At 41.5% G+C, this 23,509-nt stretch carries 25 protein-coding genes; 16 read left to right on the top strand and 9 right to left on the bottom strand.

Going from position 1 to position 23,509, the window contains the following annotated elements; translation table 11 throughout:
• Positions 1 to 32 precede the first annotated feature (32 nt).
• Positions 33 to 560: an SRPBCC family protein gene (locus ACZ41C_RS00215; RefSeq protein WP_138258938.1), complete on the top strand. Its 528-nt coding sequence runs from the start codon at positions 33 to 35 to the stop codon at positions 558 to 560.
• 146 nt (positions 561 to 706) lie between these two features.
• Here the strand turns inward: ACZ41C_RS00215 and ACZ41C_RS00210 are convergent, their stop codons facing one another.
• The 5 genes from ACZ41C_RS00210 to ACZ41C_RS00190 form a co-directional block, all read right to left on the bottom strand.
• Positions 707 to 2,395 carry an alpha-amylase family glycosyl hydrolase gene (locus ACZ41C_RS00210; RefSeq protein ID WP_464563451.1) on the bottom strand — a complete coding sequence of 563 codons (1,689 nt, stop codon included), beginning with the start codon at positions 2,393 to 2,395 and terminating at the stop codon, positions 707 to 709.
• A gap of 51 nt (positions 2,396 to 2,446) precedes the next feature.
• Positions 2,447 to 3,217, bottom strand: a complete 771-nt coding sequence (locus ACZ41C_RS00205) for a carboxypeptidase-like regulatory domain-containing protein (protein ID WP_138258936.1) — start codon at positions 3,215 to 3,217, stop codon at positions 2,447 to 2,449.
• Positions 3,218 to 3,295: 78 nt separating this feature from the next.
• A complete protein-coding gene (locus ACZ41C_RS00200; RefSeq protein WP_464563449.1) occupies positions 3,296 to 5,089 on the bottom strand; it encodes a DEAD/DEAH box helicase in 1,794 nt (597 codons plus the stop codon).
• A gap of 161 nt (positions 5,090 to 5,250) precedes the next feature.
• Positions 5,251 to 5,895 (bottom strand): DUF4337 domain-containing protein, encoded by a 645-nt coding sequence (locus tag ACZ41C_RS00195; RefSeq protein WP_464563447.1) that lies wholly within the window; start codon positions 5,893 to 5,895, stop codon positions 5,251 to 5,253.
• Positions 5,882 to 6,469 carry a non-canonical purine NTP diphosphatase gene (locus ACZ41C_RS00190; protein ID WP_464563445.1) on the bottom strand — a complete coding sequence of 196 codons (588 nt, stop codon included), beginning with the start codon at positions 6,467 to 6,469 and terminating at the stop codon, positions 5,882 to 5,884. The genes ACZ41C_RS00195 and ACZ41C_RS00190 overlap by 14 nt, the downstream gene beginning before the upstream one ends.
• Positions 6,470 to 6,531: 62 nt before the next feature.
• On the opposite strand from ACZ41C_RS00190, the gene ACZ41C_RS00185 reads away from it, so the two are divergent.
• From ACZ41C_RS00185 to serA, 6 genes are all read left to right on the top strand, one after another.
• Positions 6,532 to 6,984: a methyltransferase family protein gene (locus ACZ41C_RS00185; protein WP_464563443.1), complete on the top strand. Its 453-nt coding sequence runs from the start codon at positions 6,532 to 6,534 to the stop codon at positions 6,982 to 6,984.
• A gap of 91 nt (positions 6,985 to 7,075) precedes the next feature.
• Positions 7,076 to 7,681 carry a SatD family protein gene (locus tag ACZ41C_RS00180; RefSeq protein ID WP_138258931.1) on the top strand — a complete coding sequence of 202 codons (606 nt, stop codon included), beginning with the start codon at positions 7,076 to 7,078 and terminating at the stop codon, positions 7,679 to 7,681.
• A 2-nt stretch (positions 7,682 to 7,683) separates the two neighbouring features.
• A complete protein-coding gene (locus ACZ41C_RS00175; RefSeq protein WP_138258930.1) occupies positions 7,684 to 8,385 on the top strand; it encodes a DUF3307 domain-containing protein in 702 nt (233 codons plus the stop codon).
• Between the two features lie 5 nt (positions 8,386 to 8,390).
• Entirely contained in the window at positions 8,391 to 9,107 is a 717-nt protein-coding gene (locus ACZ41C_RS00170) for a hypothetical protein (RefSeq protein ID WP_464563441.1), read from the top strand.
• A 150-nt stretch (positions 9,108 to 9,257) separates the two neighbouring features.
• A complete protein-coding gene (locus ACZ41C_RS00165; protein ID WP_240042752.1) occupies positions 9,258 to 10,043 on the top strand; it encodes an alpha/beta fold hydrolase in 786 nt (261 codons plus the stop codon).
• 155 nt (positions 10,044 to 10,198) lie between these two features.
• Positions 10,199 to 12,091, top strand: coding sequence for a phosphoglycerate dehydrogenase (gene serA / locus ACZ41C_RS00160; protein ID WP_138258928.1), 1,893 nt, complete (start codon positions 10,199 to 10,201; stop codon positions 12,089 to 12,091).
• Between the two features lie 48 nt (positions 12,092 to 12,139).
• Here the strand turns inward: serA and rlmH are convergent, their stop codons facing one another.
• Positions 12,140 to 12,613, bottom strand: coding sequence for a 23S rRNA (pseudouridine(1915)-N(3))-methyltransferase RlmH (gene rlmH / locus ACZ41C_RS00155; RefSeq protein ID WP_138258927.1), 474 nt, complete (start codon positions 12,611 to 12,613; stop codon positions 12,140 to 12,142).
• A 63-nt stretch (positions 12,614 to 12,676) separates the two neighbouring features.
• Between rlmH and nadC the strand changes: the two genes are divergently transcribed.
• From nadC to priA, 4 genes are read left to right on the top strand one after another with little or no spacing between them, the layout of a single operon-like run.
• A complete protein-coding gene (nadC, locus tag ACZ41C_RS00150; RefSeq protein ID WP_464563439.1) occupies positions 12,677 to 13,534 on the top strand; it encodes a carboxylating nicotinate-nucleotide diphosphorylase in 858 nt (285 codons plus the stop codon).
• Positions 13,535 to 14,503, top strand: a complete 969-nt coding sequence (locus tag ACZ41C_RS00145) for a YihY/virulence factor BrkB family protein (RefSeq protein WP_138258925.1) — start codon at positions 13,535 to 13,537, stop codon at positions 14,501 to 14,503. It abuts the gene before it with no gap.
• Positions 14,500 to 14,940, top strand: coding sequence for a DUF2147 domain-containing protein (locus ACZ41C_RS00140; RefSeq protein ID WP_138258924.1), 441 nt, complete (start codon positions 14,500 to 14,502; stop codon positions 14,938 to 14,940). The genes ACZ41C_RS00145 and ACZ41C_RS00140 overlap by 4 nt, the downstream gene beginning before the upstream one ends.
• Positions 14,941 to 14,945: 5 nt before the next feature.
• Positions 14,946 to 17,399: a replication restart helicase PriA gene (priA, locus tag ACZ41C_RS00135; protein ID WP_464565779.1), complete on the top strand. Its 2,454-nt coding sequence runs from the start codon at positions 14,946 to 14,948 to the stop codon at positions 17,397 to 17,399.
• A gap of 58 nt (positions 17,400 to 17,457) precedes the next feature.
• Here priA and ACZ41C_RS00130 read toward each other — a convergent pair whose 3' ends face one another.
• Positions 17,458 to 18,150, bottom strand: coding sequence for a LytR/AlgR family response regulator transcription factor (locus ACZ41C_RS00130; RefSeq protein WP_099546514.1), 693 nt, complete (start codon positions 18,148 to 18,150; stop codon positions 17,458 to 17,460).
• A 235-nt stretch (positions 18,151 to 18,385) separates the two neighbouring features.
• Here ACZ41C_RS00130 and rpsF point away from each other — a divergent pair, with 235 nt between their 5' ends.
• From rpsF to hisS, 5 genes are all read left to right on the top strand, one after another.
• The gene (gene rpsF / locus ACZ41C_RS00125; RefSeq protein ID WP_094999303.1) at positions 18,386 to 18,727 is read left to right on the top strand and encodes a 30S ribosomal protein S6; all 342 of its coding nucleotides are present in this window, start codon (positions 18,386 to 18,388) and stop codon (positions 18,725 to 18,727) included.
• A gap of 5 nt (positions 18,728 to 18,732) precedes the next feature.
• Positions 18,733 to 19,029, top strand: a complete 297-nt coding sequence (gene rpsR, locus ACZ41C_RS00120; protein ID WP_138258923.1) for a 30S ribosomal protein S18 — start codon at positions 18,733 to 18,735, stop codon at positions 19,027 to 19,029.
• A gap of 12 nt (positions 19,030 to 19,041) precedes the next feature.
• A complete protein-coding gene (rplI, locus tag ACZ41C_RS00115; protein WP_464563436.1) occupies positions 19,042 to 19,494 on the top strand; it encodes a 50S ribosomal protein L9 in 453 nt (150 codons plus the stop codon).
• A gap of 74 nt (positions 19,495 to 19,568) precedes the next feature.
• Positions 19,569 to 20,045: a DUF6495 family protein gene (locus ACZ41C_RS00110; protein ID WP_464563434.1), complete on the top strand. Its 477-nt coding sequence runs from the start codon at positions 19,569 to 19,571 to the stop codon at positions 20,043 to 20,045.
• A 107-nt stretch (positions 20,046 to 20,152) separates the two neighbouring features.
• Positions 20,153 to 21,529: a histidine--tRNA ligase gene (gene hisS, locus ACZ41C_RS00105; RefSeq protein WP_464563432.1), complete on the top strand. Its 1,377-nt coding sequence runs from the start codon at positions 20,153 to 20,155 to the stop codon at positions 21,527 to 21,529.
• Here hisS and ACZ41C_RS00100 read toward each other — a convergent pair.
• Entirely contained in the window at positions 21,513 to 22,070 is a 558-nt protein-coding gene (locus ACZ41C_RS00100) for an NUDIX hydrolase (protein WP_464563430.1), read from the bottom strand. The genes hisS and ACZ41C_RS00100 overlap by 17 nt on opposite strands.
• A 249-nt stretch (positions 22,071 to 22,319) precedes the next feature.
• A complete protein-coding gene (locus ACZ41C_RS00095; RefSeq protein WP_464563428.1) occupies positions 22,320 to 23,408 on the bottom strand; it encodes a M42 family metallopeptidase in 1,089 nt (362 codons plus the stop codon).
• Positions 23,409 to 23,509: the final 101 nt, after the last annotated feature.

The following is a 23,509-nucleotide window of genomic DNA, read 5'->3' as shown; positions in this document are numbered from 1 at the left end:
CTTGGAAGGATAACCAACTAATTGATAAACAAATGACTATAGTAGTATATATCCTGGCGGCCATAATCGTTTTAATTATTTTTCTCGCCGCAATTGCACCAAAAACCTATGATGTTTCTAGGAGTGTTGAAATAAATGGCACGAAAGAAAAAATTTGGCCTTATTTAAAATTTTTGGAAAAACAGCGTGAATGGTCCCCTTGGGCACGGAAGGATCCTAATATGGATACCAAACTTATCGGTACTGATGGGGAAGTAGGCGCCATAAGTTATTGGAACGGTAACAAGGATGTTGGGGAAGGGGAACAGGAAATCACCAAAATTGTAGAAGGGGAAAGGGCAGAAGGGGAGCTTCGTTTTCTCAAGCCCATGAAATCACAATCCGACTGTTATCTTATCCTTGAAGAACAATCATCCGGTAAAAGTAAAGTTACCTGGGGGTTTAAGGGAAAAAGTACTTTTCCTTTTAGCATATTAATGCTGTTCATGAGTATGGACAAAATGGTAGGAAAGGACTTTGAAGAGGGACTAAGGACCTTAAAGTCAAAAATGGAACAATAAAATAAAAAGGGGTATATTGTCCTATTTATTGGCACCACCAAAGGCTATAATACCCCGAGGCTTGCCAGCCTGAATGCTTGTCGGGCAGGCCTCAAAATTAAAAGTTCGTTTATATAGAATGCCTAGTGAGCTTGCACCGAGGTAGCTTATTTGACCAATTCAAGTAGTGCTATATCATAGTCGTTATCCAAAACAACTTTGCCATTTTCTACGGTAACCTCGGTTTGGGAATAGGTATCGAACAGTTGAGTACCGTCGCCAAAGAAGCCTTTTACCCAGATCGACTTTTTACCATCCGGTAAATCTAAAGCAATCACTACTTTGTCCTTAATTTCACCGTTCATGTAGGTCCTTCCAAAGGTATAGGGCGATTTGGACAATCTACGGTGTCTCCCGGCACCAATCGCTAAATGGTTTCTTCTGAACGACCCCAATTTTCTCCAATGCTCAAGAATATCCTTTGTATTTGGAAGGGAGTCCAGTTCTTTCCAATTCATAAAAGAGCGTAGGGTGGCATCCCCCTGTGTACTATCGATGACCAAATTCCTGGCGGATTCGTCCCCATAATAAATTTGGGAAGCGCCCGGAGTAAGCAGCAAGACATTGGCCGCTCTTTTTGGCTCTTTTCGTTCTTTGTCGAAGGGACTTCCATCATCGTGCGAGGTCAGATAGTTCATCACACTTTTTCCTTTTAACTTGGTCCGCAATAGTCGGCTATATTTGGAAAATATGGAGTCATACTCCATAGAGGCATCGTTTTTCAGTTCAAAATTGATAAGGCTTGTAAAACCATTATCAAAATAATCCACTTTTTTATCGCCGAAGTCATATTCCCTGCCACCGGAAATACCGTATCCATAGACTTCCCCTACCATATAGAAAGGCGTATCGTCCAAAACGTCTTCCGGGTGTTTTCGCTTCCACGTTTCAAAGGCATAGGATGCCTCTTTATATAACTCTGCCCAAGCATTTTCGTTCACATGTTTGACCGTATCTACCCTAAAACCATCAATACCCAGTTCATGGATATAATCCGTTAACCACTTTATGATATAGAAGCGAGGGGCCCTTGGATATCCCGTTCTCTCAAAAAACAATTGAAGTTCGTCCAGCTCCGTACTTAATCTCCCTTCGTTCTTCCACTTGGCCAAGAGGTAATCCGGCAATTCAACGGAAGCATCGGAAAGGGTTTTTACATCGGGTAAATTTTTCACCAAGGTGCAATTCGTAGTGTTTTCATAATTGGTGAACTCACAGGTAGGTTCAGTGATGACCCACTCCTCTGGCCAAGCCGGATCTTCTTCCGTAATGGGCCCCGTGTGGTTTAGCACAACATCCATCAAAATACGAATTCCGTGGTCGTGTGCCGTTTTTACCAAATGGGCCAATTCCTGTTTCGTTCCAAAATTCGGGTCCAAGGCCGTCCAATCCTTGGCCCAATATCCATGGTATCCATAGGTGTTTCCAGTACCCTCATCCGTATCGCCATGAATCTGCTCAACGACCGGTGTAAACCAAATGGCGTTTACACCTAGTTCGTCAAAGTATCCTTCCTCTATTTTTTCAGAAATCCCTTGAATATCACCTCCCATAAAACCTCTTAGCTTTCCGGTGGCATTATCCCGCTCAAAATTCACGTCATTATCCGGATTTGCATTTTTGAATCTATCTGTCAATAGGAAGTAGACGTTTGCTCCCTCCCAGGCAAATGGAATATTTTTTTTGGATATACTATCTTTTGATATAGTTGTTTCTTGGGCAGTTTCTGTTTTTTTAGGCTTACAGGAGAGACTTAATATCAGCGAAAAAAACAGTATAATACTGGAATATTTCATGTGCATTTTGAGTTTGGTTAAAGCTATAAAATGCAGATGGAAGGCTAAAATTTATTTTTTCCTATTTAGGACCTTGTATTCTTCATAGCAGCTACTAATGGCGTCTAGGATTTGAAGATCATTGGCCGTAGTGATAAAGGATTGGGAGTAGTTACAGTTATTAAGGATGTCCTGAATATCCATTTTGTCCAGTTGTAAAAGCTCCGTCAATGTTTCCCGGTCGAACTTAGAGGCCAATAAATCCCGTATTTTGTCATCCTCTTTCATTTGCCTGAGCTTCCGCATCTGGTTGGGTCTTTTACCAAAAAGATTTCGCAATAGATCGGCGGGATTTAAAATGGCCCCCAAAACCTTGGTGACCGCACTCGGGTTTTTGTTTCCACCTTCGTAGCCCACGGAAAGTCCAGATATACTATACTGATATGCGTTGTTTATCGGCAGGTTCTTTACATCTATTTCCAAATACCCGGTAAGTTGGTACGGCCGTACAATGACCTCTTCCAAGGCATAGGCCAATTCCGTTAGGGCAATTTCCGTATTCCCAAACCTGAACATGTCATTGGTGACCCTAATTTTTTGGGACTTAAATCCCAAATAGGTGAAATACAAGGTATCATTGACGGCTGCGGTAATGGAAAACTCCCCCTGTTCGTTGGTAATGGTACCCACGACTTGGTTCAGGTTGACAACATGCACGCTTTCCATGGGTTCATCGGTCTGGGCATTTTTTACAATGGCCTTTACGGTATTTGTTTCAGCGTCCTCTTGGGCAAGTCCAAATAGGCTAAAAAAACAACATACTCCTAGAAAAAAAATGCGCATAAACTTGTTTCCTCAAACTTTAAAGGTACAAACAAAATAAAAAAATACGCCTAAGCGTATTTTTTAATATACAATTAACTAAAAGAAATCGCCCTTTTTCTTTCTGGTGCGTCGGTTACCGGAGTTGGGACTTTTACCCTGGCTTCGGTCCCTGCCTTTGGAACGGCCCTTGTCCTCATTTTTGGAGCCTTTTCTATGTTTTTTCTTGTCTTTGCTCCCTTTTCCGCGACGCTTTCCTCCGCCACTGCCACCGCCACCACCGGGGTTGTTGGAGATTTCAACATTCACGAAGCGTCCGTCCACCTTAAATTCATTGAAGGTAGCCAATATTTGTTCGGTGACTTCGGCATCGGTATTAAAAAAGGAGAAACTGTCCTTTACATCGACCTTATAGATATCATCTTTGCCAAGTCCGACGGTATCCCGAAGAAAATCCTTTAACGACATCCAATCGTAACCGTCCCTTTCCCCTACATTGATAAAATATCGGACCGAACCATTACCGCTGAAAGAAGACTGCGCCCTTCCCGATTCTTGGGAACCGGTTTGTGAAGCGTTCAAATCCTTGGTCTTGTTGTAGTAATTATAGAACCTGGTAAACTCTACGGAAACGATTTTTTTGATAAGTTCATCGCGATCTATTCCTTTGAGCACGTCATTGATGGCCGGCAAGAAGGGGTCCACTTCATTATTAATCTTTGTTTCCTTGATTTTGTTTGCCAAGTGGTACAATTGGATCTCACAGATTTCCATGCCGGTGGGAATATCCTTCTGGATAAATTCCTGTTTGATGATATTTTCGATGGATTTTATCTTCCTGAGTTCGCTACGGGTAACGATGACCATGGAAATACCCGATTTTCCGGCCCTTCCTGTCCTACCACTTCTATGTGTGTAAGTCTCTATCTCATCGGGTAGTTGGTAGTTTATTACATGGGTGATGTCGTCCACATCGATACCCCTGGCGGCCACATCGGTAGCGACCAACAACTGGATCTGTTTTTTCCGGAAGGCGTTCATCACCAAATCACGTTGGTTTTGGCTCAGGTCGCCGTGCAACGCACCGGCATTATAGCCGTCCTCGATCAATTTTTCCGCCACTTTTTGGGTATCCCTTTTAGTGCGACAGAAAACTACCGAAAATATATCGGGGTTGGTATCTGCCAATCTTTTCAAGGCCGGATAGCGGTCCCTGCCACTTACCACATAATATTCGTGTTGAACGGTTGCCGCGCCCGAATTTTTGGTACCCACTGTAATCTCCTGGGGCGCGTGCATGAACTTTTTGGCGATAATCGCAACTTCTTTTGGCATGGTGGCAGAAAACAACCAAGTGGATTTGTCATCTGGCGTGTTGGAAAGAATGTCCTGGATATCCTCAAAGAAGCCCATATTGAGCATTTCATCGGCCTCGTCCAATACACAATAATCGATTTTTGTAATATCCACCAGACCTCTGCTGATCATATCCTTCATTCGACCAGGAGTGGCTACCACAATTTGGGCACCTCTTTTAATTTGTTTCGCTTGTTCCGTAATGCTGGCACCACCATAAATGGCGACTACGCTTATATTCCTTTCATATTTGGAATAGAGTTGAAGTTCATTGGTAATCTGTAGGCACAATTCCCGGGTAGGCGATAAGATCAAGCCTTGGGTTGTCCTGCTATTACTGTCTATTTTCTGAATTAGTGGAAACCCGAAAGCGGCCGTTTTGCCGGTACCTGTTTGGGCTAAAGCCACAAGGTCCGTTTCGCTTTCCAATAAAATAGGGATTGCTTTTTCCTGTACTTCGGAAGGGGACTCAAAACCCAAATCCGAGACAGCATCCAATAGGGACTTTTCAAGTCCCAATGCTTCAAACTTTGTCATAAAACGTTATATACTTAATCGCAAATAAGAATGCTGCTTAGAGGGATTATCCTATATAACCTATTTAGACTCGGCGCAACACATGCTATACTAGCGGCGTTATTTAAAGCGGCAAAGGTACTGCGAATTAATGAGATGCAATAATAAATCTTTAGGTACGCTCAGGGGGCCAAAGTATAGCCATAAACAGATAGCAGAATACCAATGATACCGGAAACGACCATGCAGATGATAAAGGTTTTTTGCAGCAATGGATTGTCGTAAATTATAATACAGACCGCTCCAAGTACAATGCTTATTTGGAAAAAAAGCATACCCAGATCGAATTTTTTGGTCGCAAAGTCGTATTCCTCCGCCAGCGCTTCCCATTCGTTGATTCCCACGATTTTGCCCATTTCCCCATCCAGGTCTTGGGCCCATTCTTCTTGTGGAATGTTTGCCGAGCCCACTAAAATTTCCGTTTTTTCCGATGCGTACTTTTTTATTTGCTTTTCTACGTTAGCGATTTTTACCTGTATGCTTCCAATATTTTCCTCTTGTACGATGCCGGTTTCCAACAGGGCCTGTAGATTGTCCAGTTCACTTTCCTTTAGGCTTTCCTTGATGCTTTTGGATTGGTACCAGCTGGAGTAGTTCACCACTTTATTGTGGGCGATCATCATTTCCTCTTCCAGTTCCCCGTTGATCATTTGGGATATGGCCATCAAGGCGGCAAAAAAAGCGATCAGCACACCGCCAACCGCTTCCGCTCTTTCTGATGCTACCGAAACCTCAACCGTATCCGTATTTTTTTTAGTCTGTAACATGGTGGTCGTTTAAATAGGTTATGAGTTTTGAAAAGGCCTTTCCCCGGTGGCTTATCTTGTTTTTTATATCCAACGGAAGTTCCGCAAAGGTTTGGTCATATCCATTCGGTCTAAATATGGGGTCGTAGCCAAATCCCTTATCACCTTTTTTGGAAGTGGTGATTTCCCCTTCAACAACACCCTCGAAAAACTGTGTCCTTCCTTCTAGGTTTAAGGATATAACGGTCTTGAAATGTGCGGAACGATTGTCTTTGTCCGCTAGGTTTTTCAATAGTTTGTCCATATTGGCCTGGGCATCGTTCCGTGTTCCTGCATATCTGGCGGAATAGACACCAGGCTCGCCGTTGAGAGCGTCCACTAATAGGCCTGTATCATCCGCGAAACAGGGTAAATTGCAGTTTTGGTAAACGTAATCCGACTTCAGTTTTGCGTTGCCTTCCAAGGTGTTTTCGGTTTCAGGAATATCCTCCGTAATACCCAAATCTTTCAATGAAACCAGGGTTATCCCCTTAGGAAGTAATTGCTGTACTTCCTTTACTTTGTTCTGGTTGTGCGTGGCAAAAACAAGTTTCATTTCTCCGTATTTAATTCCCTGATTTATGGGGCAAAGAGCGTCAAAAATAGTAATTTTATCCAATGGAATTAAAAGTGCCCCCCGTATTGGTTTTTTTAAGTTTCGGATTGATCATGTATTTGGTTGGCCTTTTCTTACCCGTAGGTTATTTCGATTTTTTTGGACGTTTCCTGCTCGCAAAAATCCTTGTTGTTTTGGCCGGATTCATAGGCTTGGTTTCGGTCTACCAATTTTTTAAAAGAAAGACTTCGGTAGACCCGATGCACCCTGAAAAAGTGAACCAATTGGTTACTACCGGTCTGTATAAATATTCCAGAAATCCTATGTATCTAGCGCTGTTATTGTTTCTACTAGGTTTTGGGCTCTACCTGGGAAATGCTTTTAATACCCTGGTCGCTGCCGGTTTTGTGGCGTATATGAATCGGTTTCAGATTGTCCCTGAAGAACGGATTTTACTTGATAGGTTTGGAAAGGAATTCAAATCCTACCAAATCGCTACGCGAAGGTGGTTTTAATATCCCCTTTTGATTATCGTAATAATTAATATGCATAAATATTATCTATTTAGCTTATAATTTAATATATTAGCTTTTTAAATAATATAGTATGATAGCGATTATCACGGGTGATATCATTAACTCCGAAGGGCATCAATCCTCTGAATGGATAGACATTCTCAAAACATATTTTACACGTTTTGGGCCATCGCCCATGAACTGGGAAATTTATAGAGGAGACGAGTTTCAACTAAAGGTCACCAAGGATAATGCCTTGTTGACCGCCATACACATTAAAGCCCTAATAAAATCCGTGAAGTACCTGGATGTCCGAATGGGAATTGGTATCGGGCTGGAAACGTATATCGGTTCCGGGGTAAGCGAATCCAACGGTCCGGCCTATCAACGTTCTGGCCGCAAATTGGAATCCATCAAGGATGGAAAGGTGAATTTAAGTATCGCCACGGGAAACGAATTTTATGACAGGACCCTCAATTTAATGCTGCAATTGGCCCTGGATTTTATGGACAGCTGGAGCGTGGTATCGGCAGAGATAATGGCCTTGGTCTTGGAGGACCCAAAGGCTTCCCAAAAGGAAATCGCCAAAAAATTGGGCATAAAACAATCCGCAGTAAGTCAACGGTTAAAACGTGCGCGACTTGATCTTGTCATGGATTTATTGAACTATTATGAACAGGCAATAAAAGAAGTATGACCATGCAGCTATTCGTAAAATTAGTATTGGCACATCTCATTGGGGATTTTATGCTGCAGCCTACCAAGTGGGTCATCCATAAAGAGGCCAATAAAGCGGCCTCCAAGTTCCTTTATCTGCATGTCCTTGTTCATTTTATACTCTACATGCTATTTCTTTGGGATTTTCAAAAGTGGTGGATTGCCCTTTTTTTATCCATGGGCCATCTTATAATTGATATGGCGAAGTTATACGTAACCCCACTTTTTAAAAATAAAAGCATCCCGTTTTTCCTGGATCAAATTCTCCATATTTTGACCATTTATGTTTTTGTGTATTTTACAAATTTGCACGAACAGACCATGGCACTATTTCAGGGATTGGATTGGCCTTTGGTATTGGCCATTGTGTTCGTTACAACACCTTCGGCCATTATTATGGGCAAGCTGTTGGAGGGTATGTCCAATCAAATAAATACGGACCATAAATCATTGCCGAATGCCGGTACCTATATAGGCATCATCGAAAGATTGTTCGTGCTGACCTTTATCATTATAGGTAGGTGGGAGGCGATAGGACTTTTGATTACGGCAAAATCAGTGTTTAGGTTCAACGATTTAAAGGAAAGCAACAGCAGAAAACTTACGGAATATATTTTGATAGGTACTTTGGTCAGTTTTGGACTGGCGATTTTGACGGGGTTATTATACATAAGTCATATCTAAACTAAATGAATATAAATCGAGTAATTTTTAACAGACTTCTATTCCGTTTTATACCAATTCTTGGGTTATTAATTATGTTTTGTTATTTCAAGGAAATAACGCTAGATAATTTACTTGAAAAATTTGGTCTCTTGGAATGGTTTTTAGTGGCTGGGCTTATTTATTTCAGTTATGATATAACCAAGCATCTAAAAAAAGTTATGGAAAAAAGGAAAAGTCTTCAAAGCCAAAAACTCCAAGAAGTTCCTGCTAGTCTAGATTTTCCTCGAAAATTGAATTTTTTAGATAAACGCTTGAGCATAAATGAACAAAGCATTGATGTTTACTCTAACACTAACCTAATCCTAAATTTAAGTAAGAATAAAAAAGAGATATATTTAAACAGATTATTTGGACATAAAAAACTGAAATTCAATGATATTGAATTTTTATTTCTAGAATACAATCATTATATAAAAGATACATTGAAGGATCAATTTTTTGATTATTCCTATTACGATATGAATGTCTGGAATAATTCAATTATGGCCATGCAAAAGAATGGAAAGCAGGTTAAGCTTTTTGAAGCTAAGTTAGAAGTAACAAATTATGAACAAAATGAAGATTCCCGTATTTCCGGAAAGGATGAAGAAAAAAGCTATTTGGAAAATGGACAATTTATAATTCGTCTTTTTAGTCATTTTATAAATAAAAAATATATGATATTGAATAATCAGGTATAAATGTCTGTATGAATCACAATTGAACACCATTCATTGATATATTCAAATTTAATTTTGAACAAAACATAATTCTTAACGATGCGATTACCTTGAGATAATTTCTGTTGAAAAAGTCTGAAATTCAATCCTATTCTAAGAGTCTTTAATAAAATGAAAAACCTCCTCTTTCTATCTTTTGCTTTTGTCCTTTGTGTTTTTAGAATGTCCGCACAAACAAATTTTTTCCAATCCTTTGATGGAACCCACATTAGTTATATCGATGAAGGATCTGGTGAGACGGTTCTTTTAATACATGGATTTTTGAACTCTGGCAAATCTTGGGAAAACACAAAACTGAAAAAGGATTTATTGGAAAAGGGTTATAGAATCATTATTCCCGATCTAAGAGGTTGCGGGCAATCTGATAAACCCCAGGAGGAACCGTTTTATCAGCACAATGCTGAGGTGCAAGATTTAAAACTCCTAATGGACCATTTAAAAATACGGCACTATGCTGCAATTGGCTATTCTAGGGGCAGTATTGTTCTGGCAGAACTACTAACTGAAGATGCAAGAATCGGTAAGGCCGTATTAGGGGGGATGGGAATCGATTTTACAAACCCCAATTGGGATCGGAGAGTGGCCTTTGCGAACGCCTTTAACGGGGAAGTTTCTGAAATGACCCAAGGAGCGGTAGACTATGCAAAATCCATAAATGCCGATTTTAGGTCGCTCCATTTGCAACAAAAGTACCAACCTTCCACAAGCAAAGATGAACTTGGAAAAATACGGGCTGAAATTTTGGTGATAGCAGGGGGTACCGATTTTGACAATGGAAATCCAGAAGCGCTGAGCAAGGTGTTCAAGAGTTCCAAGTTGGCGATTGTGCCTGGCAATCATAACGGGACCTTGAAAACCCAAAAATTCTCCAATGAAATACTTGGGTTTTTAAAGTAACCCCCCCATTGCCGAAGACGGCTGGAGTTTTACAATTAATTCAATCCACTCCCTTTTTGTTTAATTTTGGATGCCCCTACCAAACAACCAATTTAATTTTTAATTTTGCCACTTCATTCAAAGAACTCCTTTTTAGCTTAGAAAGGGCTTAAAATATGGTTGCAACGGGTAGAAAATATGTTTTTGATTTTGACAGTACCTTGACTCGGGTCGAGGCACTGGACGTGCTGGCGGAAATGACCTTGGAGGGAAAATCCAATCGGGAGGAAATTGTTAGCGAAATTCAACGCATTACCAATTTGGGCATTGACGGCGATATTTCCTTTACGGAATCACTGGAGCGCCGTTTAAAGCTTTTGGACGCAAATAAGGAGGATCTTGAAAAATTGGTGGCAGAGCTACGGCAAAAGATTTCCAAGTCCATAGCGGCCAACAAGGAGTTTTTTGAAAAATATTCAGATGATATCTATGTGATTTCCTGCGGATTCAAGGAATTTATAGATCCCATTGTCAAGGAATACAATATACCATCGAACCGGGTGTATGCCAATACCTTTAAGTTTGATGAGCAGGGAAATATCGTTGGGTTCGATGAGAAAAACGTACTCTCGCAGCACAACGGAAAAATAGAATGCCTAAAACAAATGAATTTGGACGGTGAGGTCCAGGTCATTGGTGATGGCTATAGTGATTACGTAATGAGGGAGGCCGGGATAGCGCATAAATTTTTTGCCTACACAGAAAATGTACATCGGGAGAAAGCCGCTAAAAATGCCGACCATGTTGCACCTAACTTAGATGAATTTTTATTTGTGAACGATTTGCCAAGAAATATCTCTTACCCAAAGAACAGAATTAAGATCCTATTGTTGGAGAATGTCCATTCCGATGCTTTTGAAAGCCTTTCGACCGAAGGCTTTTCCGTGGAGCTATTAAAACACAGCCTGTCTGAAGAGGAACTGGTGGAAAAAATCAAGGACGTCCATGTACTGGGTATCCGGTCAAAGACACAGGTGACGGAAAAGGTATTGGATGCCGCCGAGAAATTATTGGTCGTTGGCGCATTTTGCATCGGGACTACCCAAATAGACTTGGAGTATGCCAAGCGCAAAGGAGTCGTGGTTTTCAATGCCCCTTACAGCAATACACGGTCTGTTGTGGAGTTGGCCATCGGCGAAATTATTATGCTGATGCGTAGCGTCTTTGCAAGAAGTTCTGAAATCCACAACGGGCAATGGCAAAAAACGGCTGCGGGATCCAGGGAGGTGCGCGGCAAAAATTTGGGTATTGTTGGTTACGGAAATATCGGAAAACAGCTTTCCGTTTTGGCCGAAGCGATGGGGATGAAGGTCTATTATTACGATGTAAACGACCAATTGGCCCTTGGAAACGCCATAAAATGTAGCACTTTGGAGGATTTGTTGAATGTCTCCGATGTGGTAACCCTGCATGTAGATGACAACAAGGCAAATAAAAATTTCATTGGGGAACGCGAAATCAACCAAATGAAGCGAGGAGCCATGTTGATAAACCTATCCAGAGGTTTCGTGGTGGATATCGATGCCCTCGCGGATGGGTTGGAAAGCGGGAAGATTGGCGGTGCCGCTGTGGATGTATATCCTGAGGAACCCAGTAGTAATGGGGAGTTCAAAACAAGACTTCAAGGTTTTCCAAACGTGATTTTGACTCCGCATGTAGGGGGAAGTACGGAAGAGGCCCAAAGGGATATCGCCGAGTTTGTTCCAAATAAAATTATGGACTATATCAATTCTGGAAACACGGTAGATGCCGTGAATTTCCCCAATATCCGCTTGCCGAAGCAAAATAACGCGCACAGGTTCCTACATATCCATAAGAACGTTCCAGGAATTATGGCGAAAATCAATAAGGTATTGGCCAAGTATGAGCTTAATATTTCCAGCCAATATTTATCGACCGATAGTGAGGTGGGCTATGTAATTACCGATTTGGACAAGGAATACAACAAAGATGTTATCAAGGCCTTGAAAAAGGTCGAAAACACGATAAAGTTCAGGGTGCTTTATTAATTTTTTTTACCATCCTATTCAAAGATTTTTTTTGTCAAAGGCTAAAGGCTACTGATGATGATAGGGCTCGTTCCGTAAAATCGTGAAGGCCCTGTATAGTTGCTCCACAAAAAACAGGCGCACCATTTGATGGGAAAAGGTCATTTTGGAAAGACTGATTTTTCCCGATGCTTTTCTATATATTTCCTCGCTGAACCCATAAGGCCCCCCAATCAAAAAGACGAGCTGCTTCAACCCGGAATTCATTTTTTTCTGTAGGTAACTGGAAAATTCCAAGGAGGAGTATTGTTTGCCATTTTCATCCAAAAGCACCAGGATATCGGTATTTGCGAGCGATTTAAAAATGAGCTCGCCCTCCTTGATTTTTTGTTGTTCGGCGGATAGGTTCTTAGTGTTCTTTAAGTCGGGGATGATTTCCAATTCAAACTTGACGTAATGGCCCAACCGTTGCTCATACATTGAGATGAGCTTTTGCAGTTCCTTGCTATCCGTTTTACCAATCGCCAACAGTTTTATCGTCATATTTCAAAAGTAAATCAAATTCCCAAAATGGATTCGTATTTTAGCGGGAAGCAATAATAGTTTATGATTTCACAAGAGCAGTTCGAAAAGGAATTGGAAGGAATAATTGCCAATGCAATCAGGGAAGATGTAGGTGACGGCGATCATAGCTCCTTGGCATGTATCCCGCCGGATGCAAAGGGAAGGGCAAAATTATTGGTAAAGGACGAGGGAATCATCGCTGGGATCGAGTTCGCAAAAATGGTCTTTGAATACGTGGACAAGGACATGGTTTTTGAAACCGTGTTGGAAGATGGTTCCAAGGTGAAATATGGGGATATCGCTTTTTATGTCTCTGGAAGTTCCAGAAGTATTCTATTGGCCGAAAGACTGGTGCTTAACGCCATGCAGCGGATGAGTGCCATCGCAACCAAAACCAAAACTTTCGTGGATTTATTGGATGGGACCGGCACAAAAATCCTGGATACCCGAAAGACAACGCCGGGAATCAGGGCCTTGGAGAAGTGGGCGGTTAAGATAGGCGGGGGAGAAAATCATCGCTTTGCTTTGTATGACATGATCATGCTCAAGGACAACCATATCGATTTTGCGGGCGGAATAACCAAGGCAATCGAAAAGACCAAGTCCTATTTGAAGGAAACGGTCAGGGATCTGAAAATAATGGTCGAAGCAAGGGATTTGGATGAGATAAAGGAAATTTTAAAGTCCGATGGCGTGTACCGCATCCTGATCGACAATTTTAATTACAAGGATACACGTGAAGCCGTTCGGCTTATTGGGGACACCTGTCTTACCGAATCATCGGGAGGTATCACCGAGGAAACCATTCGGCATTATGCGGAATGCGGTGTGGATTACATATCCTCTGGGGCTTTGACGCACTCCGTCCATAACATGGACTTAAGTTTAAAAGCCGTGTAGATGTCCGCAGAGGTCGAAGAAAAACTGGATAAAATTCCCATACTCAATAAGGTAGTACGGTTGCTCAAGACGATCAAATTACCCGGACTTGAGGGTCTATCCCTTTATGATTTAATGGAAATGTATATCAATGGAATCGTGCAGGGGGCCTTGTCCTCACGTGCGAGCGCCATCTCCTTTAGTCTTTTTATGGCATTGTTTCCACTTTTGATTTTTATGGTTACCCTGGTACCTTTCTTTCTGGATTATATCAGCATTCAGAACGAAAATTTTGAATTACAGTTCCAACTTTTTTTGGAATCCTTTTTACCGAATGCCACGGGGGATTACTTTGGGGATATTTTCGGGCAAATAAAAGATCAGAAGCGGGGAGGCTTGCTTTCATCGGCTTTTTTGCTTTCCATTTTCTTGGTTGCGAACGGCGTGAATTCCATCTTTGGAGGGTTTGAAACAAGTTACCATATAGAGCTGAAACGCAACTTTTTCAGGCAGTACCTTTATGCCCTAATGGTAGGACTTATTTTGGCAATACTGATTATAGTCGGTTTTGTGGCCTATATATATTTTGAGTTTTATGTACTGGGCTATTTGACCGAATTCGCTGCTAGGCAGGGAGGATACGTTTTGGACGAAGATGAGATTATTGGTGTCCAGATAGCTAAAATCCTCTTTTTTATAGTACTGTCCTATTTTACTACGGCGATTCTTTATTATTTTGGGACCAAGGAAGGGAAACAGGCCCGTTTTTTTTCAATCGGGGCATTGGTTACCACGATTTTGTTTTTATTGACATCTTATTTGTTCGGTATTTATGTGGAGAAATTTGCCCGATACAACGAACTGTATGGTGCTTTGGGGGGATTATTGATATTGATGGTCTACATTTGGTTGAATTCCAATATATTGCTCCTTGGTTTCGAATTGAACGCTTCCTTAAATTCCTTACGTAAAATCAGTAGACAAGAATGATAAACAATAAAGTAGTCTTTGTATCCTTATTTTTTTTAATCGGAATAAACTGTCTGGCGGCCCAGTCGGTTTTTGGCAGATGGAAGACCATTGACGATAGAACGGGAAAACCCAAAGGTATTATCAATATTGTCCAGAAGGACGGTCAACTATATGGCTACGTTGAAAAAATCCTGGAAGAAGGTAAGGAAGGTGCAGTCTGTATCAAATGTGAAGGGGAATTGAAAGATGAACCCATAGTGGGTATGGAGATTATAAAGGGCGGAGAAAAAACAGACGACGGCGAATGGAAGGGTAAACACCTTTTTGACCCTGAACAGGCCATGACCTTCCGATTTAAGATCTGGTTAAACCCCGATAATAAGGATGAATTGAAAGTCCGTGGTTATTTGGCCTTTCTTTTCAGAACCCAAACATGGATCAGGGTGGGAGCATAGATCTTATGGAGTACTTTGTCAACGTAGTTTTGCCCATACCCCTGAAGCGTCATTTCACGTACAGCATCACTCCGGCGGAAGCGTCATTTTTGCTACCAGGTATGCGCGTATCCGTCCCCTTTGGGAAATCAAAAATATATACGGCCCTGGTTCTTGAGGTACATAATACGCCACCTGTGGTGTATGAGGCCAAGGAAATAGACCAGATTTTGGATGACGTCCCTTTGGTGAACCCCGTTCAGCTAAAGCACTGGGAATGGATAGCCAATTACTATATGTGCACCATGGGGGAGGTGATGCGCAGTGCCCTGCCATCGGCTTTTTTATTAGAAAGTGAAACCCTGATTTTACGAAATGATGAAGCCAATGTGGATGAATCCCAATTACAGGACGACGAGTTTTTGGTCTTTGAGGCCCTACAGCATCAATCCACTTTGAAGGTCCATGAGGTTTCCATAATTGTGGACCGAAAAAATGTACTGCCCGTTTTAAACCGACTCCTTGAAAAGAATATTATTTACCTGAAGGAAGAGGTCTACGAGCAATACAAACCCAAATTGGTAAAGTATGTCAAGTTGGGAAAGGAATATCTTTCAGATGAAGCCTTGGAATCACTGTTGGAAACGCTCTCCCGGGCACCCAAGCAAAGTCAGGTGGTTCTGGCTTTATTTCAATTGCAGAGTGGTAGCAAGAAACCGATATCGGTATCGGATTTGGAAAAATACAGCAAGGCCTCAAAAGCGGTCATAAGTTCGTTGGTCGAGAAAGGAATCTTGGAGGAGTATTTTATTCGGAAAGACCGTGTTACGTATGATGGCGCTGAAAATTCTGAAATTAAAACCTTGAACGAACATCAATTAAATGCCCTAGCCGACATAAAAAAAGCATTCAAGGAAGATAAGGTGACCCTTTTAAAAGGAGTTACATCATCGGGCAAGACAGAGGTGTACGTTCAGTTGATCAGTGATTTTCTGGAAAAGGGAAAGCAGATTCTCTACCTACTTCCTGAAATCGCCTTGACCACTCAATTGATATCCCGGTTGCAGGATTATTTTGGCGAACGCATTTCCGTGTTTCATTCCAAATACAACATCCAGGAACGGGTGGAGGTTTGGAACAATGTTTTGAAAGGTGCTGAAAAGGCCCAGATCGTCATTGGTGCCAGGTCTTCCCTGTTTTTGCCATTCGATAATTTGGGACTGATTATCGTAGACGAGGAACACGAAGGTTCCTTTAAGCAGTTCGACCCAGCACCGCGGTATCATGCCAGGGACGCGGCCATAGTCCTTGCAAACCTCCATGGGGCCAATATTCTTTTGGGTTCCGCCACGCCCAGTATAGAAAGCTATTTCAATGCCAAGCATGGAAAATATGGCTATGCAGAAATAAATAGGCGTTTTGGAAATGTACTCATGCCAGATATGGAATTGGTGGATTATAAGGAAGCCCTACGTAAAAAACGGGTAAAAGGACACTTTTCCGAAAGGTTGTTACAGGAGATCGAGGAAAGTCTGGGCAATGGTGAGCAAATCATACTTTTTCAGAATCGGCGTGGGTTTGCCCCGGTTTTGGAGTGCCTTACCTGTGGTCATACGCCACAATGTTCCAATTGCGACGTTACCTTGACCTACCATCAATATAAAAATCAGTTGCGATGTCACTATTGTGGTTTTCACACTGCATTACCAGAGAGCTGCGCCGCCTGTGGTAGTCCGGAATTGGATACCAAGGGATTCGGTACGGAACAGGTAGAGGAGGAGGTCAAAAAACTATTTCCCGCCGCCAAGGTAGGTCGCATGGATTTGGACACCACCCGAGGCAAACATGCCTATGAAAAGATCATCACGTCCTTTGAACAACAGGAATTGGATATTTTGGTAGGTACGCAGATGCTTACAAAAGGACTGGATTTTAGGAACGTAAGTTTGGTAGGGGTCATGAATGCTGATTCGCTCCTAAATTTTCCGGATTACCGCGCCCATGAGCGTACCTTTCAAATGCTGACCCAGGTTGCAGGTAGGGCAGGGCGTACCCAGAAAAGGGGAAAGGTCATCATCCAGAGCTACAACCCGTACCATCAGATTTTAAAACAGGTAACCACAGGGGACTATGAAACCATGTTTCAAGAACAGGTATACGAAAGGGAACAGTATAAATATCCGCCAGTAAACAGAATTATAAAAATTACCTTTAAACATAAGAATTACAATACCCTCAACGAAGCATCTGAATGGTTCAGTGGGGCTTTGCGAACAAATTTTGGAGGTACGGTTTTAGGACCTGAGTTTCCGCCCATTTCTAGAATTCGGAATCAATATTTAAAGCATGTTTTGGTGAAAATAGGGAAAAATGAATCCCTGGGAAGAACCAAGAAGAATATCAAGAGAATTGAAAAGTCCTTTAATTCTGTAAGTAAGTTTAGAAGTGTAAGGGTCATCTATAATGTGGACCACATTTAAAAAATAAAAAACCGCCCAAAAGGCGGTTTTCAGTGTATTCTTTTTTCATAAGCAATTATTATACATTGCTCAGGGCTTCGGCCAATTCCGTTTTCTTGTTCCTACTCAAAGGAATGGAGCGGCCGCTCACCTCTACATTTTTGCTGTTGAACTTCTCAACTTTTTCCAAGTTCACAATATAGGATTTGTGAATTCTAAGGAATTTATCTTCCGGCAATTGCTTTTCGAAAGATTTCATTGTTGATAAAATTACGATGTTGGCTTCATCGGTGACCAATTTGATGTAGTCTCCCAAAGCCTCTATCCATTTGATATCGTTCAGGATAACCTTTCTTTTCTTTAAGTTACTTTTTACGAAAATATGCTCTTCGTCTTCGTTCACCCTGTGCATTTGCTCATATTTGGCTACCGCTCTTTTTACGGAAGCATCAAAACGTGCCATGGTAATGGGTTTGTGAAGGTAGTCTGTTACGTCATAATCGAAAGCCTTTAGGGCATAATCCGGTTTCCCGGTAATCAATATTACTTGGGGACTATTGTCCAAGGATTCAAGTAGGTCGAATCCTGTAATGATGGGCATCTCAACATCCAAAAAGATTAAATCGATTTCATTGTTCTTGATACCATTTTTTGCTTCGATGGCGTTGCTGTACTCTGCCACCATAGCTAGGTTTGGGTGGTTGTTTACCAACTTGGCGACCGCCATACGCTGCATGGACGAATCGTCAACGATAATACTTCTTAACTTCATAAGGGCTGATTTGTGGGGTTAAATCATCGACAAATTACCGAAAAAACACGGTCAACTGCAACAAAAGATGTAAACAATGCTTTTCTTATTGTATAGATGGCAATGATCATAGATTATTAAGATTTGGTTTATACGTTTTAAATATTTCTTCCTAGCTATAACGAAGAATTTCTTCATTTCTTATAATTATTGAAAAAAAGTATCTATTTTTGCACTCCTTTTAAATAAAAATAATATGAACCATTACGAAACTGTTTTCATTTTAAATCCCGTTCTATCTGATGTTCAGATAGAGGAAACAGTTAAGAAATTCGAGGATTTCTTAATTAACAATGGCGCCAAAATGGTGGCCAAGGAGAATTGGGGCCTAAAGAAATTGGCGTACCCGATTCAAAACAAAAAAAGTGGTTTTTACCACTTGTTCGAATTTACCAGCACCGGTGAGGTAGTGATGCCTTATGAACAGGAGTTTAGGAGAGATGAACGCGTTATGCGCTTTTTGACCGTTAAATTGGACAAACATGCCATCGCGTGGGCAGAAAAAAGAAGAGCAAGAAACAAAACCGCTAAAGCGTAAGGACTATGGCAACATTACAACAACAGGCAAAAGGTAAAAAAGATGGGGAAATCAGATACCTTACCCCATTAAATATTGAGACCAATACCAAAAAGAAGTACTGTAGGTTTAAAAAATCCGGCATTAAATATGTGGATTATAAGGATGCGGACTTTTTAATGAAATTGGTAAACGAGCAAGGTAAGTTGTTACCTAGAAGGCTTACAGGTACTTCCTTGAAGTATCAGCGAAAAGTGGCCCAAGCGGTAAAAAGAGCTCGTCATTTGGCGTTAATGCCATATGTTGGTGATTTATTAAAATAAAAGAAAAGAATCATGGAGCTTATATTAAAGGAAGACGTAGAGAATTTAGGTTTTAAAGATGACTTGGTGAGCGTAAAGAACGGATACGGTAGAAACTACCTTATTCCACAAGGCTTGGCGACCATGGCCACACCATCAGCTAAAAAAGTATTGGCCGAAACTTTAAAGCAAAGGGCCCACAAAGAAAAGAAAGTTGTGGATGCCGCTAAAAAGACAGCTGAAGCCCTAAAGGCCTTGGAATTGAAAATTGCTGCCAAGGCTGGCGCAGGAGACAAATTGTTCGGTTCCGTTACCAATGGCGATTTGGCCGAGGCAATCGAAAAGGAAGGTCACACTATTGACAAGAAGTTTATCAGTATCCAAGGTGGTTCCGTTAAAAGAACGGGTCCTTACAATGCCCAGATACGATTACACAGGGAGGTTGTGGTAGATTTCCCTTTTGAGGTAGTGGCAGAGCAGAATTAATCTGATTGTAAATAATACGATAAGCCTTTCAGGAAACTGGAGGGCTTATTTATTTTACCCATTCAAAGAACCATATGAAATACGCGAGACTTACGAAGGAACAATTGGAAGAACTTCATCCAGAGTTCATCAATTTTTTGGCTACACAGTCCATCGATAAGGCCCAGTGGGATGAAATCAAGAAACACAAGCCACAAGTGGCGGAAGAGGAGTTGGATGTTTTCAGCGATTTGGTTTGGGAAGGGGTTTTGTCCAAAGTAACTTATTTGGAGAATATATCGGCGCGACAAATGCACCTATTTCACCTGACCGATAAAGAAATGAAACTAATCGCCGTAAAAATCATGAATCCGGAAATCGATTTGACGACCAAGGTAGGTTTTGATTGGTTCCGAAAAAACTGGCAATCCGACTTCGTGGATTATATGACGGCCTCCAAAGCGTATACGGACGACCCAAATCAAGATAAGTTTGAATTGATCAAACAAGGTGCGGTCATCACCAAAGGGGAATTGTACCAGTGGTTCGATAACGTTATAGAAGCCCCATAAGCCCCCTCTAACTCCCCCAATGGGGGAGAATAAGTTTCTCGGTTAGTACTTCCTCTTCTTTGGAAGGGATTATGGGGAGACTTATATTTGCAACTCATAAAATATCCATGGCACAAAAACCTTCCATACCCAAAGGTACCCGCGATTTTACACCCTCCGAAGTTGTAAAGCGAAACTATATTTTTGATGTAGTCAAAAGACATTTTCAAACCTTTGGTTTTCAGCCTATTGAAACTCCGTCCTTTGAAAATTCGGAAACCTTGATGGGCAAATATGGGGATGAGGGCGATCGACTCATTTTTAAGATTTTGAATTCGGGAGACTTTTTGAACAAGGTCAATGACGAATTATACAGTTTAAAGGATTCTAATAAAATAACTTCAAGTATTTCTGAAAAGGCCTTACGCTATGATTTAACCGTACCTTTTGCCCGATACGTAGTCATGCACCAAAATGAACTGGATTTTCCTTTTAAACGCTATCAGATACAGCCTGTATGGCGTGCGGATAGGCCACAAAAAGGGAGGTTCAGGGAATTCTATCAATGTGATGCGGATGTAGTTGGCTCGGATTCTTTGTTGCAGGAAGTAGAACTTATTCAGTTGTACGATACCGTTTTTACGGAATTGAAGTTGGACGGCGTTACCATTAAATTGAACAATCGTAAAATTCTTGCCGGTATTGCCGAAGTCATAGGTGCCAAGGATTTATTGATAGATTTTACCGTAGCCTTGGATAAATTGGATAAGATAGGGGAGGACGGTGTTAAGAAAGAAATGTTGTCCAAAGGAATTTCGGAATCCGCGATTGAAAAGGCCGCACCCTTGTTCAACTTAAAAGGCAGTAATACCGATCAATTGGATGCCTTGGATGCCTTATTGGAAAACTCCAAAGAAGGGAAAAAAGGCGTGGATGAACTTCGGTTTATTATGGAAACCATTGCCAGTTTGGGCATGCAGTCAGCCAAATTGGTCATTGACGTTACATTGGCCCGGGGATTGAACTATTATACGGGGGCCATTTTTGAAGTAGCTGCTCCAGAGGGTGTCTCCATGGGATCAATTGGTGGCGGCGGTCGTTATGATGACCTTACGGGAATTTTTGGATTAAAGGATGTTAGCGGTGTGGGAATTTCTTTTGGTTTAGACCGAATTTACCTTGTCTTGGAGGAATTAAATCTCTTTCCCGAAGCCATAGATCGTTCTTTGGACGTATTATGTTTGAATTTTGGGGTCAAGGAAGGTTTGGCTGCCCTGAAGCTTACCACAGTCTTACGAAAGCATGGAATTAAGGCCGATATATACCCCTCCGTTGCAAAACTGAACAAGCAGTTCAAATATGCCAACAATCGGAATGTGCCCTATGTGGTGCTTTTAGGCGAGGAGGAATTGAACAATAGTTCTTTCGTGGTGAAGAACATGCAAAACGGGGAGCAAAAAACATATTCTCTTGCGGACACGCAGCAATTTATCGATTCTCTATAAGTTTGCTTTCCAGTGCCTTGAAAATCGTTTCGTAATATTTTTTTTTGTGTGGAACGTATTTGTCCGGCATCGAATCCAAAACCTCCTTTTTGAATTGGGAAATGGGTATACTGTCCAAAGCTTCCACTTCGCTTTCCTGCATTTTTAGGTTTTCCATCGGTTGCTTTAGTTCGCACACAAAGGTATGATGGAACTCACGGTCGATAAAGTGTTCCGAATGTTTTTGAACCGATTTGAACACTCCAATCTTTTGTAAATCAGAAGGTCTTATTTTTAGACCAATTTCCTCGGCCACCTCCCTGACCGCAGATTCCTCTATATCTTCACCGGTCCCTACGTGTCCGGCTACGGAAACATCCCAAAGTAAGGGATAGGTATCTTTATCCTTACCTCTTTGTTGAAGTAGTACCTCACCGTCGGAAGTATAAAACCAAATATGAACGGTAGGATGAAAAAGTCCATCCCGGTGCGCTTCCGATTTCATGCACGATTGTCCGGTAGGATTTCCGTCCGCATCCAAAATGTCTATTAATTCGTCCATAGTAAGGAAGTCATCGAAAAATGGAAAATAGACCTGTCAGGTTTTTAAAACCTGACAGGTCTTGATTCTTGTGTCCGCCTAGGTGTATTTACTGCTGCACTTTAAGGAGGCTGTCTAAAAAGTCGCAATTTCATTCATATGTCACATCGAGCGCAGTCGAGATGCATTAATAACCAATAAGTTATAATTCTCGACTTCGCTCGAATTGACAGAAGAAATTACTTTTTAGACAGCCTCTTTAGGAGGGGCTTAATCAAAATAGCTAAAGGTTTCCCCTTCCTTAATATTCAATAGTGTTTCGTAAATCAATCGAATGACATTTTCCACGTCATCCTTATGCACCATTTCCACAGTGGTATGCATATAGCGCAAAGGCAATGAAATCAATGCGGAAGCAACACCTCCGTTACTATAGGCGAAGGCATCCGTATCCGTTCCTGTCATTCTGGAAGCAGCCAAGCGTTGGAAAGGTATTTTTTTGGCTTCGGCCGTTTCAATAATACGTTCCCTAAGTTTATTTTGAACCGCAGGAGCGTAGGAAATTACGGGGCCTGCACCAATTTCTGTATGTCCCTGTGTCTTTTTCTCGATCATAGGGGTGGTAGTATCATGGCAAACATCTGTGACGATGGCAACGTTCGGTTTTATGGTCTGTGTTATCATCTCGGCACCTCGAAGGCCGATTTCCTCTTGAACGGAATTGGTGATATAGAGTCCGAAAGGAAGTTTCTTTTTGTTTTCTTGTAAAAGTCTGGCAACCTCGGCAACCATGAATCCACCGGCCCTGTTGTCTATCGCCCTACAGACATATTTATCACCGTTTAATACCTGGAATGTATCTGGATAGGTGATGACACAACCTACATGGACGCCCATTTTTTCGACTTCGGCCTTGTCCTTGGCACCTATATCGATAAAAATATTGTCCAATTTTGGCGGTTCTTCCTTGTCGTTTTTCCGGGTGTGAATGGCCGGCCATCCAAAAACTCCTTTTACGATACCGTTTTTGGTATGAATGTTCACCCATTTACTGGGCGCAATTTGATGGTCGCTACCCCCATTTCTGATTACATAAAGAAGGCCATTATCGGTAATATAGTTGACATACCATGAAATTTCATCGGAATGCCCTTCTATAACCACTTTATATTTCGCATCGGGATTAATAACTCCCACAGCGGTTCCGTAGGTATCCGTAATAAAGGTGTCCACATAAGGTTTCAAATAGTCCATCCAAAGCTTTTGTCCTTCCCATTCATAACCGGTTGGGGACGCGTTGTTCAGGTATTTTTCAAAAAAATCAAGGGATTTTTTATTGATGATGTTTTTGTTCGCCATGCATTTTTAGTTTAACTGGATAATCGAGATTTACTAAAGTAAGTTCTTGACATGACCAATTGCGGTATCGGTTCAAATTATGGCAAGCCTTACCTTGTTAA

This window comes from Maribacter sp. C-4077, assembly GCF_055378385.1.
This window is presented reverse-complemented; position numbering and strand designations above follow the sequence as displayed.